This is a genomic window from Flavobacterium sp. HTF, assembly GCF_003105115.1.
Lineage (GTDB): Bacteria > Bacteroidota > Bacteroidia > Flavobacteriales > Flavobacteriaceae > Flavobacterium.
The window spans coordinates 1-17,569 of the sequence record NZ_QETH01000058.1 but is presented as its reverse complement, the minus strand read 5'-3'; the positions used below and the strand labels follow the sequence as shown (position 1 = coordinate 17,569).

General features: G+C 35.0%; 14 protein-coding genes. 10 read left to right on the top strand and 4 right to left on the bottom strand.

Annotated elements, in window-relative coordinates; all coding sequences use genetic code 11:
* Positions 1 to 12: 12 nt before the first annotated feature.
* Complete coding sequence (locus DCO46_RS15720; RefSeq protein WP_116753456.1) at positions 13 to 2,547, top strand: heavy metal translocating P-type ATPase; 2,535 nt, start codon at positions 13 to 15, stop codon at positions 2,545 to 2,547.
* A 6-nt stretch (positions 2,548 to 2,553) separates the two neighbouring features.
* Positions 2,554 to 4,794, top strand: a complete 2,241-nt coding sequence (locus DCO46_RS15715) for a multicopper oxidase family protein (protein WP_116753455.1) — start codon at positions 2,554 to 2,556, stop codon at positions 4,792 to 4,794.
* 87 nt (positions 4,795 to 4,881) lie between these two features.
* Here DCO46_RS15715 and DCO46_RS15710 read toward each other — a convergent pair whose 3' ends face one another.
* Positions 4,882 to 5,826 (bottom strand): NADP-dependent oxidoreductase, encoded by a 945-nt coding sequence (locus tag DCO46_RS15710; RefSeq protein ID WP_116753454.1) that lies wholly within the window; start codon positions 5,824 to 5,826, stop codon positions 4,882 to 4,884.
* Positions 5,827 to 5,954: 128 nt separating this feature from the next.
* On the opposite strand from DCO46_RS15710, the gene DCO46_RS15705 reads away from it, so the two are divergent.
* From DCO46_RS15705 to DCO46_RS15695, 3 genes are all read left to right on the top strand, one after another.
* Positions 5,955 to 6,302, top strand: coding sequence for a winged helix-turn-helix transcriptional regulator (locus DCO46_RS15705; protein WP_116753472.1), 348 nt, complete (start codon positions 5,955 to 5,957; stop codon positions 6,300 to 6,302).
* A 20-nt stretch (positions 6,303 to 6,322) separates the two neighbouring features.
* Positions 6,323 to 6,781 (top strand): DUF6896 domain-containing protein, encoded by a 459-nt coding sequence (locus DCO46_RS15700; protein ID WP_116753453.1) that lies wholly within the window; start codon positions 6,323 to 6,325, stop codon positions 6,779 to 6,781.
* A 144-nt stretch (positions 6,782 to 6,925) separates the two neighbouring features.
* Positions 6,926 to 7,171, top strand: a complete 246-nt coding sequence (locus tag DCO46_RS15695) for a hypothetical protein (RefSeq protein ID WP_116753452.1) — start codon at positions 6,926 to 6,928, stop codon at positions 7,169 to 7,171.
* A gap of 65 nt (positions 7,172 to 7,236) precedes the next feature.
* Here DCO46_RS15695 and DCO46_RS15690 read toward each other — a convergent pair whose 3' ends face one another.
* Both DCO46_RS15690 and DCO46_RS15680 read right to left on the bottom strand, forming a co-directional pair.
* Positions 7,237 to 10,536, bottom strand: coding sequence for a polysaccharide deacetylase family protein (locus tag DCO46_RS15690; protein ID WP_243416329.1), 3,300 nt, complete (start codon positions 10,534 to 10,536; stop codon positions 7,237 to 7,239).
* Between the two features lie 455 nt (positions 10,537 to 10,991).
* The gene (locus DCO46_RS15680) at positions 10,992 to 11,444 is read right to left on the bottom strand and encodes a DUF4442 domain-containing protein (RefSeq protein WP_116753449.1); all 453 of its coding nucleotides are present in this window, start codon (positions 11,442 to 11,444) and stop codon (positions 10,992 to 10,994) included.
* A gap of 231 nt (positions 11,445 to 11,675) precedes the next feature.
* Here DCO46_RS15680 and DCO46_RS15675 point away from each other — a divergent pair, with 231 nt between their 5' ends.
* The 5 genes from DCO46_RS15675 (at position 11,676) to DCO46_RS15655 (ending at position 16,007) form a co-directional block, all read left to right on the top strand.
* Positions 11,676 to 12,155 carry a DUF4870 domain-containing protein gene (locus tag DCO46_RS15675; RefSeq protein WP_243416327.1) on the top strand — a complete coding sequence of 160 codons (480 nt, stop codon included), beginning with the start codon at positions 11,676 to 11,678 and terminating at the stop codon, positions 12,153 to 12,155.
* Between the two features lie 127 nt (positions 12,156 to 12,282).
* Positions 12,283 to 12,615: a PadR family transcriptional regulator gene (locus tag DCO46_RS15670; protein ID WP_017498072.1), complete on the top strand. Its 333-nt coding sequence runs from the start codon at positions 12,283 to 12,285 to the stop codon at positions 12,613 to 12,615.
* 3 nt (positions 12,616 to 12,618) lie between these two features.
* Positions 12,619 to 14,343, top strand: coding sequence for a PspC domain-containing protein (locus DCO46_RS15665; RefSeq protein WP_116753448.1), 1,725 nt, complete (start codon positions 12,619 to 12,621; stop codon positions 14,341 to 14,343).
* Between the two features lie 4 nt (positions 14,344 to 14,347).
* Positions 14,348 to 15,088, top strand: a complete 741-nt coding sequence (locus tag DCO46_RS15660) for a head GIN domain-containing protein (RefSeq protein WP_116753447.1) — start codon at positions 14,348 to 14,350, stop codon at positions 15,086 to 15,088.
* Between the two features lie 85 nt (positions 15,089 to 15,173).
* A complete protein-coding gene (locus DCO46_RS15655) occupies positions 15,174 to 16,007 on the top strand; it encodes a GIN domain-containing protein (protein ID WP_116753446.1) in 834 nt (277 codons plus the stop codon).
* Between the two features lie 150 nt (positions 16,008 to 16,157).
* Here DCO46_RS15655 and trxB read toward each other — a convergent pair whose 3' ends face one another.
* Complete coding sequence (trxB, locus tag DCO46_RS15650; protein ID WP_116753445.1) at positions 16,158 to 17,105, bottom strand: thioredoxin-disulfide reductase; 948 nt, start codon at positions 17,103 to 17,105, stop codon at positions 16,158 to 16,160.
* Between the last annotated feature and the right edge of the window lie 464 nt (positions 17,106 to 17,569).

The window sequence follows — 17,569 nt, the reverse complement described above, 5'->3', positions numbered from 1 at the left end:
AAAACCAATACAATGACTCATCACTATATAATTTCAGGAATGTCCTGCAACGGATGCCGAACCAAAGTAGAAAAAACTCTGAATGAAGTAGAAGGCATTCACGCAGAAGTAACACTGGATCCGCCAACGGCAACGATAACAATGGACAAACATGTGCCGACAGAAAAATTTCAGGAAGTTTTAGCTACGGCTGGAAATTATACTATCGAAATGGATTCTCCTAAAAACCATGACAAAGTTCCTGTTCAGTCTTGCTGTTCGGGCCATAAGAAAGAGAATCACAATCATCATAAAACAGAAACTAAAAAAGTACATCAGCACAGTGCAAATGGAATTTACTATTGTCCAATGCATTGTGAAGGCGACAAAACGTATAATAAACCTGGGGATTGTCCGGTTTGCGGAATGGACTTAGTACCGCAAATTGCCATAACGGCAACCCAATTTACCTGTCCGATGCATCCCGAAATCGTTTCAAACGAACCTGGTGACTGCCCGATTTGCGGAATGGATTTAGTTCCGATACAGGCTTCTGAAAGTGAAGAAAACAAAACTTATTCTGATTTATTGAAGAAGATGAAAATTGCGATCTTGTTTACGCTGCCGATTTTCATTATCTCAATGTCAGAAATGATTCCGAATAATCCGCTTTACAATATTATGTCTATTGAGAAGTGGAATTGGGTTCAATTTTTATTTTCTATTCCTGTTTTGTTTTATGCAGGATGGATGTTTTTCGTTCGCGCTTACAAATCAATTGTGACATGGAATTTAAACATGTTTACCTTAATCGGAATCGGAACAAGTGTTGCATTCTTATTTAGTATTGTCGGAATGTTTTTTCCTGATATTTTTCCAGCCGAATTCAAATCACATCACGGAACGATTCATTTGTATTTTGAAGCCGCAACGGTAATTATTACTTTAGTTTTATTAGGACAATTGTTGGAAGCCAAAGCCCATGGACAAACCAACGGAGCCATAAAAGAATTATTAAAATTAGCTCCAACTGAAGCGACTTTGGTAGAAAACGGAAATGACAAAATAATATCCATTCACAATATTCAAAAAGGAAATCTACTTCGCGTTAAACCCGGAGAAAAAATTCCGGTTGACGGAACAATAACTTCCGGTGAAAGCAGTATAGACGAATCAATGATTACCGGAGAACCAATTCCTGTAGATAAAAAAACAGGAGACTCCATTATTTCCGGAACGATAAACGGCACCAAATCATTTGTGATGATCGCCGAAAAAGTAGGGTCAGAAACCATGCTTTCTCAAATTATCCAAATGGTAAATGACGCCAGTAGATCCCGCGCACCTATTCAGAAACTGGCCGACCGTGTTTCTAAATATTTTGTTCCAACGGTTGTTATCATTTCGATTTTAACCTTTTTCATCTGGGCAAAATTTGGTCCGGAACCTGCTTATGTTTATGGGTTAATTAATGCGATTGCAGTTTTAATTATTGCCTGTCCTTGTGCACTTGGATTGGCAACTCCAATGTCCGTAATGGTCGGAGTTGGAAAAGGTGCTCAGCACGGAGTCTTAATAAGAAATGCAGAAGCACTAGAAAACATGAATAAAATTGATGTTTTAATTACTGATAAAACAGGAACTATTACCGAAGGAAAACCATCTGTAGAAAAAATATATTCGGTTAATAATGAAGAAGATTTTCTGCTTCAAAACATTGCTTCATTAAATCAGCACAGCGAACATCCTTTAGCACAGGCCGTAGTCAATTTCGCGAAAGCAAAAAATTCTACATTAAAAGAAGTTCAGGGTTTTGAAACCATTGCCGGAAAAGGTGTTTTAGGAACTATAGAAAACAAAAAAGTCGCTTTAGGAAATAAAAAATTAATGGATGAAATTGGTGTTTCTATTTCTACAGATTTAGAAAACAAAGTAACTGCCGAACAAAATCTTGGAAAAACTATTTCGTATATTTCTATTGAAAAAGAAGTTTTAGGTTACGTTGCGATTACCGACGCCATCAAAGAAAACAGTGCCAAAGCTATTAAAGAATTAATCGCCCAGGGCGTTGAAGTCATTATGCTGACAGGCGATAATCATAATACTGCAAAAGCCGTTGCCGAACATTTGCATTTGAGTTCTTTTAAAGCCGATTGTCTTCCGGAGGATAAACTGAAAGAAATTAAGCGACTTCAGGCTGAAGGAAAAATCGTTGCCATGGCGGGCGACGGAATCAATGATGCACCTGCTTTGGCGCAATCCAATATCGGAATTGCAATGGGAACAGGAACTGATGTAGCCATAGAAAGCGCCAAAATTACTTTGGTAAAAGGAGACTTAAACGGAATTGTAAAAGCCAAAAACCTCAGCCATGCTGTAATGTCAAACATCAGACAGAATTTATTTTTTGCTTTTATCTACAATACTTTGGGCGTGCCAATTGCTGCTGGAATTTTATATCCGTTTTTAGGGATTTTGCTTTCGCCAATGTTGGCTGCGGTGGCAATGAGTTTGAGTTCTGTATCCGTAATCGTAAATGCTTTGCGATTGAGAAATCTAAAATTATAATACATCATGAAAATCAAATACATATTTCTTTTCTTTTTAATTGCTTTTCAATTGAAGGCACAAAAAGTGGTTCGTTATGATTTGCATGTTCGTGATACAATTGTCAATTTTTCGGGTAAAGAAAAACGCGCGATTGCAGTTAACGGACAAATTCCGATGCCGACTCTTACTTTCACCGAAGGCGATATTGCAGAAATTTATGTGCATAACGAACTCAAAAAAGAAACAACCTCGATGCACTGGCACGGATTGTTTTTACCCAATAAAGAAGACGGGGTTCCCTATCTAACTCAAATGCCGATTGAACCCGGAACAACTCATAAATATTCTTTTCCAATTATTCAAAACGGAACTTATTGGTATCACAGTCATTCTGGTTTGCAGGAACAAATTGGTTTGTACGGACTTTTTATCATCAATAAGAAAAAAGACGATTCGACGATTAGAAAAGGAATTGACGATCTGCCAACAATTCCGGTTATTCTGAGCGAATGGTCAGATTTGAAACCAGAGAATATTCAGCGAATGCTGCACAATGCTAATGATTGGTTTGCCATCAAAAAAGGAACAACGCAAAGTTATGCCGAAGCGATAAAGCAAGGACATTTTTCAACTAAAGTTACCAACGAATGGAAAAGAATGAACGCTATGGATGTCAGCGATGTTTATTATGAAAAATTCCTGATTAATGGTAAAAACGAGCAACAGTTACCCGATTTTAAACCTGGAACAAAAGTCCGATTGCGAATTGCAAACGGCGGTGCGTCAAGTTATTTCTGGCTGACTTACGGAGGAGGAAAAATCACCGTTGTAGCCAGTGACGGAAATGATGTTGAACCTGTAGAAGTAGATCGTTTGATTATTGCGGTTTCTGAAACTTATGATGTTGTCGTTACGATTCCTGAAGAGAACAAATCCTTTGCTTTTCTGGCTACAGCCGAAGACCGAACGGGATCTGCTGCTTTGTTTTTAGGAAATGGAGAAAAACAGCCTGTTCATCATCTTTCGAAATTAAAATATTTTGAAGGAATGAAAATGATGAACGATATGATGAAAATGAATGGCGAAATGAATGATATGGGTATGAATATGTCTTTGAATAAAATGGACATGAATGCCGTAATGTATCCTGAAATTTCCGGTGAAGATGAAAATTCAAAACCTGCGATGGATCATTCCAATCATAATATGGAAGAGATGAAAATGGAAAGTGACAGTACAGAGACTTCGGAAATTGTAACTTTAAATTACGGAATGCTGAAATCGCCTTTTAAAACCAATCTTCCAAAAGACGCTCCGGTAAAAGAATTGCGTTTTACACTTTCTGGAAATATGAATCGTTATGTGTGGAGTCTGGATAATAAAGTAGTTTCTGAAACGGATAAAATCTTAATTAAAAAAGGAGAAAACGTTCGTATTGTTTTATACAACGGCTCCATGATGCGTCATCCAATGCATTTACACGGTCACGATTTTAGAATTTTGAATGAACATGGCGATTATGCTCCGTTGAAAAATGTCATTGACATCATGCCAATGGAAACCGATACCATCGAGTTTCAGGCAAATGCCGATGGCGACTGGTTTTTTCATTGTCATATTTTATATCACATGATGGCTGGAATGGGAAGGATTTTTAGTTATGAAAATTCAGCTCCAAATCCGTTAATTCATCATCCGGAAATGGCTTTTAAAATGTTGAAAATGGATGATCGAATGTTTCATTTTATGGCTGAAAATGATTTTGCTTCAAACGGAAATGATGGAGAAGCTATGTTCAGCAACACGCGTTGGAGCATAGCAACCGAATGGAGATTGGGTTACAACGACAAACACGGTTATGAAACCGAAACGCATATTGGCCGTTATATCGGAAAAAACCAATGGCTGATGCCTTTTATCGGTTTTGACTGGCGATACAGAAAAATGGGAATGGACGAACACGAACAAAATCTTTTTGGCCAAAGCAATACCAAAGACAATCGGTCTGTTTTTAGTGCCGGTCTTGAGTATACGCTGCCAATGCTCGTAAAAGCTCAGGTTGAAGTTTATACCGATGGAAATGTCCGTTTTCAATTGGAACGAAAAGACATTCCTCTTTCAAAACGTTTGCGAATGAACCTGATGTGGAATACAGATCAGGAATATATGGCTGGATTAAAATATATTGTCGCCAGAAACTTCGGAATCACAACACACTATGACAGCGATATGGGAATTGGATTTGGAGTTAATCTGAATTATTAATTTTCAGTTGTAAAGCGGGATAAATTTAAACTCAAAAAAAAATCAGTTCAGATAAAATTTGAACTGATTTTTTTGAATTAGGACTGCTTATACTGTAATCACAATTTTACCAACCGTTCTGCCGGTTTCTAATTGTAAATGAGCCTTTTCCATTTCATCAAATGCAAATGTTTGTGAAACGTGTGATTTGATAATTCCTTTCTGCATCAAATCTGCAACAGTTTTCATATCTGCTCCGGAAGATTCCACCAGAATTGCAAACAAATCCACATTTTTATCTTTGGCTTTTTGCGCAAACTCAGGAGCAATAGCACCTAAAATGTAAACGATTTTTCCTCCTGGCTTTACTACATCTATCGAACGATTGTTGACTGCATCTGAAATAGAATTCAAAACCAGATCAACATCCGAAACTTCATTTTCAAAATCAGTTTTAGTGTAATCAATATGCTGGTCCGCTCCGTTTTGCAAAACAAATGCTGCATTTTTTTCTGATGAGGTTCCGATAACATACGTTTTAAAATATTTGGCAATTTGAGTGGCATAGTGCCCCACTCCTCCTGACGCTCCGTGAATTAAAACTTTATCACCTTCTTTTATTTTTCCGTTTGTAACCAAAGCCTGCCAGGCTGTAAGTAAAGCAAGTGTTCCGGCTGCAGCTTGTTCATAAGAAATATTTTCAGGTTTTAATGTTAAATGTGAGGCCGGAACTGCTACATATTCTGCGTACGCTTTTCCTTTTCCCGGAAAATTTACCATTCCGAATACCTCATCGTTCAGTTTAAAATCTTTTACATTTTTTCCGGCTTCAACTACTTTTCCTGATAAATCCCAGCCTAAAATAACAGGACGTTCTTCTTCAAAAAAACGTTTAATCCCTCCTTCCGAAGATCTGGTTTTATAATCGACAGGATTGATGCTCAACGCATTTACTTTTACCAAAACTTCATCATCTTTGATTTCCGGTTTCGGGATATCGACATATTTTAAGTTTGATGCACTGCCTGCTTCATTCAATATAATTGCTTTCATAATAATTGTTTTTAAATTACAGTACAAAAGTATAATATCAGTATCTTTACCACAAGTATGCACTTTTTTGTAATCTACATACCAAAAGTATACTAATATTGATTATCAATGTTTTAAAAATTAAAAAAATGCCAAAAAATAATTATACTGACGGCTGTACAGATGTAGTTTGCTCTGTAGATTATGCTTTTAAGAGAATTGGAGGTAAATATAAAGGCCGTATTTTGTGGAATTTGAGCAACAAAACAATCCTTCGTTATGGCGAATTGCGTAAAACCCTTGTTGATGTAACTCCAAAAATGCTGACACAGACTTTAAGAGAACTTGAAGATGATGAATTGGTTTCCCGAAAAGTATATCATGAAGTTCCGCCAAAAGTAGAATATTCATTAACTGATATTGGAATGGAACTTATCCCGTTTATCAATCACCTGAAAGAATGGGGCGATAAACAACGTGCAAAAGAAAAGATTTAATTTTTAAAGTAATCCAATTAATGAATTCATTACCTCAGGAAATAATAAACGAGTTATTAATTGCCATGGATAGTTATAATGCTATCGCTAAAATTTTAATAGATAAATTAATCACAGAAACGGATCAGCCGGAAAAAGAGAAGATTAACGAGGGGCATTATTACGAAATTGAAAATGCCGATTTATTTAATGGAAAAGACACTCTTTCGGAAGGATGGTCTTTTAATGTTCATGGAGAACATTGTTTATTTGACCACATTGTGACCGGACAAAGCCTTGAAGTTTCACTTGGAAACAAGGAAAACATAACCAATCTTGACCCGTATTTTTTTTATCTATTTCTAAAAACCACTCCTGGCTTACAGCATTTAACCGAATATTTTAAAAATCCATTTAGCGATATGCTTACCTTTTTTGAAATATTAGAAGAAGAAAATATAGTCATAAACGTTTATGGAAATGAATTTAGGAAAGTGTAATAACGCAATAAGTTGTAGCTGTAAAATATCGCTTAGTTTCTCAAATCAACTTTACAAAAACATTAACAATGCTCCTATTCTTACAAACCCTAAATCCTGTTATATTTGATTCATCAAAAAAAAATCTAACACCATCAAAAAAAAATGACAAAAGTAATCACCATCTTAACCATTGCCTTATTCTCCTTAGGAATTCAGGCTCAGGAAACGAAACCTGCCAAAAAAGAACCGGCTAAAAAAGAATCATGCTCCTCAAAAAAATCAGATTCATCTAAAAAAATGACTGACGCAGAAATTCAAAAATGTAAAGCAAAATGCAAAGCAGAAGGAAAAACCTGTGATGCAGGAAAAACTAAAAAAGACAAAAAATCTTGTTGTGCTAAAGCTTAATAAGATTTTATTAAAAATAAAAAGACCTCAAGTTGAGGTCTTTTTTATATACTCTCTTTAAAAAATTACTTAACAGTCCCTACATTTCCTGTTCGTGTAAGCACGCCCCAACTTTGGCTTTCTCCTTTTATGGCTCTTCTTAATGCCCTGAATAAAATTACATACATCAACTGTCTGTAAACAAATCGCTGCGGGATCAGCCAGATTAATTTGGTTAGTTTTTCTTTTTCAAAAATAAAGGCAATTACACTCACCAGCATGTCGACCAGCATAAAAGCAATATAATAAATCAATATTTTATGAAGACTGTCGGGATCATTGTGATTCCAGATTAAACTTAAAATAAGAACCAGATCAGCCAAAGGTGCAAAAATGGGCAGTACGATCTGAAAAATCAAAATATTGGGCAATGCCACCATTCCTAAACCTTTATATTTTGGATTAAAACACGCATCCCTGTTTTTCCAGAAAGCCTGCATAATACCATAACTCCAGCGGAAACGCTGTTTCATGAATTCTTTTAAACTCTCCGGGGCTTCTGTCACAGCGACAGCTTCGATGCAGTTTATGATATGATAGTCATTTCTCAAAATGCGAATCGTCAGATCACAATCTTCTGCAAGGGTATCGGTTGTAAAACCTCCCGCTTTTTCTATTGCCGTTTTTCTGAATGCGCCAATTGCACCCGGCACAACTGTTATACCGTTAATTAAATCGAACGCTCGACGGTCAAAATTCTGAGCTGTTGTATATTCAATACTCTGCCATTTGGTAAGCATTGTATTTTCATTTCCTACTTTTACATTTCCGGCAACAGCGCCAATTTCTTCATCATTTTTCAACTGGATTCTAAATCCTTTCATTAATTGCGAAACGGCATCGGTTTTTAGTTGTGTATCAGCATCAATGCAAATTACATATTCACTTTTTGTCAGTGAGATACCGTAATTCAGTGCCGAAGCCTTTCCTCCGTTTGGTTTGGTACGTACCTCTACTTTTGGATTATTTTCAAAAGCATTTCTGATCATCTCAAAAGTTCTGTCTTTGGATCCGTCGTCTACAAAAACAATATCAAAATCGGGATAATCCTGTCCCAATAAATTTTCGATTGTTTTTACGGCGTTTATTTCTTCATTATAAGCCGGAACAATAATACTTACTTTTGGAAAATCGCCCATCGAAGATTTATAAACCGGCGGATGTGTATGATCTTTCCATCTCTTTATAAATGCCATTACCGCCATCAGTGCAATACGCAGGAAACCCAGAAAAATAGCCACCCAAAATGTTGCCGTAATAAAATGTCCAAACCAATATCCAAAATCGAAAATAAAATTGTCAAGTGATACAAACTGCCCTTTTGCCTCCGGCATAATATCTTCTTTAGTTTTGCCAAGCAAATGAGAAACTGTTGTAAACTGAATATTTTTGTCTTTAAAATATTTTATGATTCGGGGCAAAGCCTCAACTGTAGACTGTCTGTTTCCTCCCGCATCATGGAGCAAAATAATTCCTTTTTCAGGATTTGCTTCATATTGTTTTATTGTTCTGACATACACGGAGTCGGCACTGACCCCTTTTTCCCAGTCATTGGGATCGATACTTTCTCCTACTGTGTAATAATTCTGAGCTTTACTTAAGGCAATTGGTTTTAGTTCTGCTTCCGTTGTTGGCTCAGCATCTGCATTATAAGGAGCTCTAAAAAGTACCGTGCTCCTTCCTGTAACAGCTTCGATCAATAATCTGGTCGTTTCCATTTCTGCCGAGGCTCTTTCCGGGCTCACGAGAGCAATATTAGGATGCGTAAAAGTATGGTTCCCTATCTCATGCCCTTCTTTGTAAATTCTTTGTAATAAAGGAATATTACTTTCCCCCTGAATACCAATAACAAAAAATACAGCCGGTACTTTTTCTCTTTTCAAAATATCCAAAATCTGTGGTGTATATACAGGATCTGGTCCGTCATCAAACGTTAAAATGACTTGTTTGTGCACATTTCCAAATTTACTAATCACATATTTGGTGGGTAATTCTACATATTTTTGTTCGGTAATAATCGTTTCATCATTATCGATTTCCAATTCTATTTTTCCCGGTGCGGGATCGGCAATTACATTTAGTATTTCGCCATCACCAATATAAGCCGGACTTTCGATTCGGGTATTTACACTTTTCAAAACTTTAAAATCGAAAGGTTTTTTCTTTAGGCTTTCGTTTGTTAAACTTCGCTGATAATAGCTCCATAGTCTCTGATCCTCACTTCCCAGCCTCCACAAGGCTGTTCCGGCCAAACCATATTCATCACTAAATCTTATTGTATTAAAATTAGTGGCAGCATCTTCAAAATCAACCTCATGTTTTTTTCCGTTGCTGTCTGTGTAATGAAAAGAGTTATTGTAACTGTCGTTATTAAATTTTATTACCGCATTATGCTGTTTTGCAATTGCAATTGCCTCATCATAAGTAACGGTTTCTCCTTCTTTTTTTTCCTGCCAGTCATATCCGTAACCGGCAATACAAAGAATAATCTTGTCCGACGGAGTTTCTTTTGCAGTTTTATCTACTATTCTTTCAATCCATTTCTGACTGCTGATATCTCCCGGAATACTACTGGCATAATGCTCATCATAAGCCATTAAAAACATGTAATCATTGTATTTTGCCAGCTCTTTTACATTAAAATCATCATCACCGGCCATAATATCCTGCGAAACCAGGTACCCCTGCGGGTTCAGTTTTTCATATAATTCTTTTTGAAAAGTAATTATGGGCTCATCGCTGTTTTCTTTAAATTCCTCAAAATCAATATTGATTCCCTGTAAATCATATTTCTTTAATGTTTTGGCAATATCATTGATAAGTCTTTCCCGTTTATTTTTATCATGAAGGATACGATGAATAAGATCACCATCAAATTCACCCTCTCCCAATGATTCATTAATATTATTAATTAAGGGAAGTATTTTTACTTTTCCCTTTTTCATTACTTTTAGCGCTGCTGTATCTATTTCTGTCCGCAGCAGATCGGTTTTAGGATCGATAAAAAACCATTCCGGAACAACCATATTGATTTTATCAATACTTTTTTGAAGAGAAAACAAACTCTGTGGATCCCAGTTGACATAAAATGCGGCCCGGACTTCTGAAGTCGTTTTGGGAGAAACAGAATGATTTTCAAGTTTTTGGATTTTCGTTTTTTCTCTTAAATAATAATCAAACCCTTTAAACTTTTTGAGCTCTTTGGCACTTAAATTTTTAGGAATAACAGGATTCTCTAAACTATGTCCAGCCTTGGATTTGTTTGCCAAAAGCGGTAATGGCGGTTTTAGTCCTCTTTTTAGGGTGATGAAAAAAATAGGAACCATTAAAATAAGAATAAACAAAATCAGCCGGCTAGACCATTGAAAAGTCTTCCATCTTTTTTGGTTTATTGTCTGAAATATTTGTTTTTTATCATCCATAATTCTGCTCGTGTTTTATGACGAATTTTATTGTTGAAAAAGCAATCAAAATTGTATTTTACCTAAAATCTACTGTGAAAATTTTATGCTCTTTTAATTTTCGGGCAAATAATTTATACTATTATTCCTGCAAATATAATTCAAATCTGGATGTGAAATTATTATCTTTTAATGAAGATTGTATGAATATTTTAAACTGGGTAATTCTCCAATAAAATTACAAAAGAAAAATTATAAAAATAACCAAGTCAAACAAAAAATACTGATTTTCAAATAATTACAAACTAAAAACAAAACCTTACTTCATAAAAAAAGACCTGCTTAAAGCAGGTCTTTTATATATTTATTTTACAGTAAACTTATTTCAAACGCACACTCCATTCAAAATCCATTTCAGAAACCTGTACACCTTCTTCATTTGATCCGATAGATTTCATCCAGAAAGTCTGGCCTTCTCCAGTTTCGATTGTTTTTTTAATTGCTTCGGCAATCAGATGTCCGTCATTGCACACGAATGTGATTCGACCGGTAGCTTTTTTGGTAAAGTTACCTTTGTTGTTTGCTACCAGCATAGAGATTTTTCTACCGCTTTCCTGAATTTGTGAAATTACCAATGCCCCTGTTGTTAATTCTGCAGCCATTGCCTGAACAGCAAAATACATCGAATTAAAAGGATTCTGATTGATCCAGCGGTGTTTGACACTTACGATACAACTATCCTTGTCAATCGCTTTTACCCGAACGCCACAAAAGTACGCTGATGGTAATTTAAATAATACAAATTTGTTGAGTTTGGAAACTGAAACTGCCATAAGATTTATTTTTTTATGTAAAAATACAAAAAAACTATGCGCGCACAATAAATTACTACTACTTTCATAAAACGCTTATAAACACTGGTATTCGCATTGATTTTCATTCTTTTTTCATCATAAATCGAATCTTAAATTTGTTAATATTTTGTTAATATTTGGTACTATGCAAAACAAGATACTGTCTTTTAGATATATATTTGCATAAGAAATTACTATATACTTTTAATCATGGAAACAACAACACCACTCATCATGGAAACAACATCAGAAAAGAACACTGCAACGTTCACACACTTAAGCACTTTGACGCAATATTTTATTCCTTTCGGAAATTATATTTTTCCGATATTAATCTGGTCAAGTTATAAAGACAAGTCAGAATTTGCGAATCATCATGGAAAACAGGCACTAAATTTCCAATTGAGTTTATTGCTTTACACTCTAATTCTAGCATTGATCGCCATTCCGATTTTTGTAATTGTATTTCTTCAGAACCTTCCGATGGAAGCCGTTTTTAACGACGAAGATTTCGTAATCAGAAATTTTAATTTTGACGGAAACATTGGATTATTAAGTATTGGAGCAACAGCAGTTTTACTTTTTGGGTTATTAAAAATTGTTGAATTCTTTTTAGTGATTTATGCTTCTATAAAAGCATCTAACGGAGAATATTACAAATATCCTATGACGATTTCTTTTTTAAAGTAATCTCATAAAGGTTAAAAGTTATACGATATACGGAATAATTCTAACAGAATAAATTCGAAATCAATCATCAATCATCATCATCAATCAAAAAACGAATTGTTCAATCTAAAAAAAACAAAATGAAATTATGAACATTGAAAACACAAAAGCACAGATGCGCAAAGGTGTTCTTGAGTTTTGCATCTTATCTGTATTAAAAGAAAAAGATGCCTATACATCAGAAATATTAGACACTTTAAAAAACGCCAAATTACTAGTTGTTGAAGGAACAGTTTATCCGCTGTTAACTAGGTTAAAAAACGATGGTTTACTAAATTATCGCTGGGAAGAATCGACCTCAGGGCCACCGCGAAAATATTATGGATTAACCGAAATAGGACAAACATTTTTAAACGAACTTAGCGGTACCTGGACAGAATTGTCTGACGCCGTAAAACTAATCACCAATCAAAATCAATAAGTCATGAACAAAACAGTAAATATTAACTTAGGAGGTATGTTTTTTCACATAGATGAAGATGCATATTTAAAACTAACCCGCTATTTTGACGCCATAAAAAGATCGCTTAACAATTCATCAGGACAAGATGAAATCATTAAAGATATCGAAATGCGTGTTTCTGAATTATTAACAGAAAAACAAAAAAGCGAGAAACATGTTGTAGGACTGAAAGATGTTGATGAAGTGATTGCCGTTATGGGACAGCCTGAAGACTACATTATTGAGGATGAAGAAAAATCAAACCAGTCCTTTAATAACTATGGTGCAAGAAAACACAAAAAGTTATACCGTGATAAAGAAAAAGGTATGATCGGTGGTGTTGCTACAGGACTTGGACATTATTTTGGAATTGACTCTGTATGGATAAAAATTGTTTTCTTAATATTTGTTTTTGCAGGTTTCGGAACCGGAATATTAGCTTATTTTGTTCTTTGGGTTGTAACTCCTGAAGCGATTACAACATCTGAGAAATTAGAAATGACGGGAGAGCCGGTTACAATTTCAAACATCGAAAAAAAAGTACGTGAAGAAATTGATTCATTATCTGACAGATTTAAAAATGCAGATTATGACAAAATGGGAAACCAGGTAAAGTCGGGAGCTGAGAGAATAAGTAGCTCATTTGGAGACTTTATTATGACGGTTTTTAAAATCTTCGCTAAATTATTAGGAGTCTTTTTAATCATGTCAGGTCTTTCTGTTTTGATTTTATTGCTGATCGGGGTTTTTACTCTGGGAACAAATATCTTTATTGAATTTCCATGGCAAAACTTTGTAGATGCAGGAAACTTTACTGATTATCCTATCTGGGCATTTGGTTTACTAATGTTCTTTGCAGTAGGAATTCCATTTTTCTTTCTGACTCTTTTAGGCTTCAAATTATTGTCTCCGGAGTTAAAACCGATAGGGAATATCACAAAATACACTTTGTTGGCTGTTTGGATTATTGCTGTTGCAATCGCCATTAGCGTTGGAATAAAACAAGCAACTGAATTGTCTTATGATGGCAAAACAGTGGAGAAAAAAGAAATCACTGTTAACCCAACGGATACACTTTTTGTAAAATTCAGATACAACGATTATTACGCAAAAGATTTGAATCACCACAGAGATTTTGAATTTGTACAGGATTCTGCAAACCACCAGTTAATCTATTCTACAGATGTCCGTTTACATGTTTTGCATACTGATCAGGCAACTGCTTATTTACAGATAGAAAAAAGTGCAAGAGGAAATTCTTTTACAACGGCAAAACAGAGAGCTGAAAAAATTGATTATAAAATTGAACTTAACGGAAATCATTTAGTACTGGATAATTATTTTCTGACAGACGTAAAAAATAAATTCAGAGGACAGGAAGTTGATGTATATTTGTACTTACCAGAAGGTCAGTTATTTAAACCAGACACTTCTGTACAGGATTATGATGATTCTGAAGATGATTTTTTCAACTTACACTTTAGTGGAAACTACAACTACAAAGTACAAGGTTCTAAAATCAAATGTCTGGATTGCCCGGCAGATGAAAATGATTATGACGATGTAGAAGACGAAGAAAATACTATTGATAATGATACTGTAAAAGAAGTATCAATTAAAATAAATGGTAAAGAAGTTTTAAACGGAAAAAAAACCAACGGAAAATTAACCACTGATAAAAACGGAGTAATAATCAAAATTAACTAAAACCATGATAAAGATAATCATTCATATTACGAAATTTATTGTTGCAACTATCACCGCACTATTATTTACCTCATGTAATTTTGTGGACAAAATGAATTCAATTGAAGGCAGCGGAAATGTTACTACTGAAAAAAGAATTGTTCAGGGAGATTTTAAAAATGTGTCTGTGAGCAATGCGATTGACTTAGTGATCGAACAATCAGATTCTACCGAAATTACCGTTGAAGCTGATGATAATTTACAAAAAGAAATCATTACAACGGTTGAAAACGGAACATTGGTAATTAAATGCAAGTTTAATTCTTTTAATAATGTTACGATGAAAAAGGTAACTGTAAAAATGCCTGTCATTGATAAATTAGAAGCTTCAAGTGCATCATCTGTACAAAGTAAAAATGTAATTCAGGGACAAAACATAACTCTGGAAACATCAAGCGCAGCTACAATGGATGTAAACATTGAATCTGACAACATCACTTGTGATTCAGGTAGTGGAAGCAATATCAATATTGAAGGAAAAGCATTAAAATTTAAAACTTCAGCATCCAGCGGAGCAAGTATAGATGCCCAAAAATTATTGGCCAATGAAGTTGAAGCAGATGCATCAAGCGGTGGAAGCGTAAACGTTCACCCTATTGTGAGTCTTAAAGCAGATGCAAGCAGCGGAGGAAGTGTTAATTATGACACTGCACCTAAAAATATCGAAAGAACTTCCAGCTCAGGCGGAAGCGTAAGTCAGGGATAAACCTTATTTATGTGTTAATATAAAAAAAATCATTCATCGAAAGTGGATGATTTTTTTATATTTGCTAAAATCAAAACATAGAATAATGAAAAAGAATACAGCCTTACTCCTATTATTATTAGTCACAACATTAAGTTTTGCACAAAAAAGAGAAAAAATTAAGGGGTCTAAAGTCGTAACAACTTCTGTTAAGGAAGTTGGGGAATTTGACGGTATTGAAGCCGATGATAATCTGGAAGTTTATCTGGAACAGGGCGAGAAAAACGAAATCAAAATTGAAGCCGACGATAACCTGCACGATATTATCGGAATGGATTTGAGAGAAAGAACGCTACGATTATATACTTCAAAAGAAAGCACCATTTTTAAAAAACTGGTTGTACGTGTTACCTATACTAAATCCCTTAAAAATGTAATTGCAAAAAATGATGCTGTTATCTATGCAATTCAGGAAATCCAGTTAGACGACATAACCTTTAACAGTATGGATTATTCGAAATTATTTTTGAATGTCAATTCGAAAAAATTCAATCTGATTGCTAATGACAAATCAAAAACAGAATTAAATCTAAAAGCAGAAGATGCGAGTTTGCAGTTAAGCAAAAATTCTTCCATTAAATCACTGGTATCTGCTATAAAATTCAAATGTGATTTATATCAAAAAGCAAGTGCAAATATAGAAGGTATCGCCGAGAAAGCAACAATTCGCTTAGATAACAATTCGGTTTTTACAGGAACAAAATTTACTTTAAAAGAATCTAACATTACTGCCGAAAATTCTTCAACAGGAATCATTTTAGCTGAAATAGCGGTTTCAATAGCAATTGGAGATAAAGCAGAACTTTCTCTGCTTGGAAACCCAAAAATAGAGTTAACCCGTTTTTCTGAAGAAGCAAAACTGATTAAGAAATTAAAATAATTATAATTTGTTTCAGGTTTTTCTTGTTTCAGGTTTCAAGTCGAAATAAAGACACTTAAATATAAAACCAAAAAAAATCCCAATCTAAATTAGATTGGGATTTTTTTATTATAAAATTTAAGATGTTCCGAAAACCTGAAACTAAAAAAATTACTCTTTTGAAGCTAAATATCTTTCAGCATCAAGAGCTGCCATACAACCTGTACCTGCAGCAGTAATTGCCTGACGGTAAACATGGTCTGCAGCATCACCCGCAACAAAAACACCGGCAACATTGGTATTTGATGTTCCCGGAGTATTTACGATATATCCAGTTTCGTCAAGTGCTATATAATCTTTAAAGATATCTGTATTTGGTTTGTGGCCAATCGCTACGAAAAATCCGGTTGCCGGAATTTCAATAACTTCACCTGTAGTTTTGTTTAATGCTTTAATAGCATGAACTACCTGATTGTCTCCTACCACTTCAAGAGTATCGTGGTTCATTAAAATTTCAATGTTTTCGGTTCTGCGTACACGCTCTTCCATAATTTTAGAAGCTCTGAATTTTTCGCTTCTTACTAACATCGTAACTTTTTTACAAAGTTTAGATAAATAATGCGCTTCTTCACATGCAGAATCTCCTGCTCCAACAATTACAACTTCCTGGTTACGGTAGAAAAATCCGTCACAAACGGCACAGGCAGAAACCCCGCCTCCCATATTTAAATAGTGTTGTTCAGATGGCAATCCTAAGTATTTAGCCGAAGCACCTGTAGAAATAATAACAGTCTCACAGTGCAATTCAATTGAATCGTTAATCCAAACTTTATGAATATCTCCTGAAAAATCAACTTTTGTAGCCCATCCGTCTCGAATATCTGCTCCAAAACGTTTAGCTTGTTCCTGTAACTGAACCATCATTTCAGGTCCGGTTACCCCATCTACATAACCCGGAAAATTCTCTACTTCATTTGTCGTCGTCAATTGACCACCCGGCTGCATTCCCTGGTATAAAACAGGATTCATGTTAGCTCTGGCAGCATAAATAGCAGCAGTATAACCTGCAGGACCAGAACCTATAATAAGGCATTTAATTTTTTCGATTGTATCTGACATAATATGATTGTGTTAATAATGAGCACAAAAGTAAGTTTTTATTATCGGATTTAAGAAGCCCGATAATCAGTTTTTGCTATTCTAAAATAGAGAATTTCAAACATTGTATAAATGAAAAAATCCTTTCTGCAATTACAGAAACGATTTTTGTCGGGGTGGCAGGATTCGAACCTGCGGTCTTCCCGATTGCAAATCGGGACGTATAACCGTTCACAATTCCTGTAAGTCGTTTGAAAATCAATATTAAGCATAAAAAAAAAGTCTTTTCAAATAAATGAAAAGACTTTTGTCGGGGTGGCAGGATTCGAACCTGCGGCCTTCCCGATTGCAAATCGGGACGCATAACCTTTCACAATTCCTGTAATTCGTTTGAAAATCAATATTTAGCATAAAAAAAAAGTCTTTTCAAATAAATGAAAAGACTTTTGTCGGGGTGGCAGGATTCGAACCTGCGGCCTTCCCGA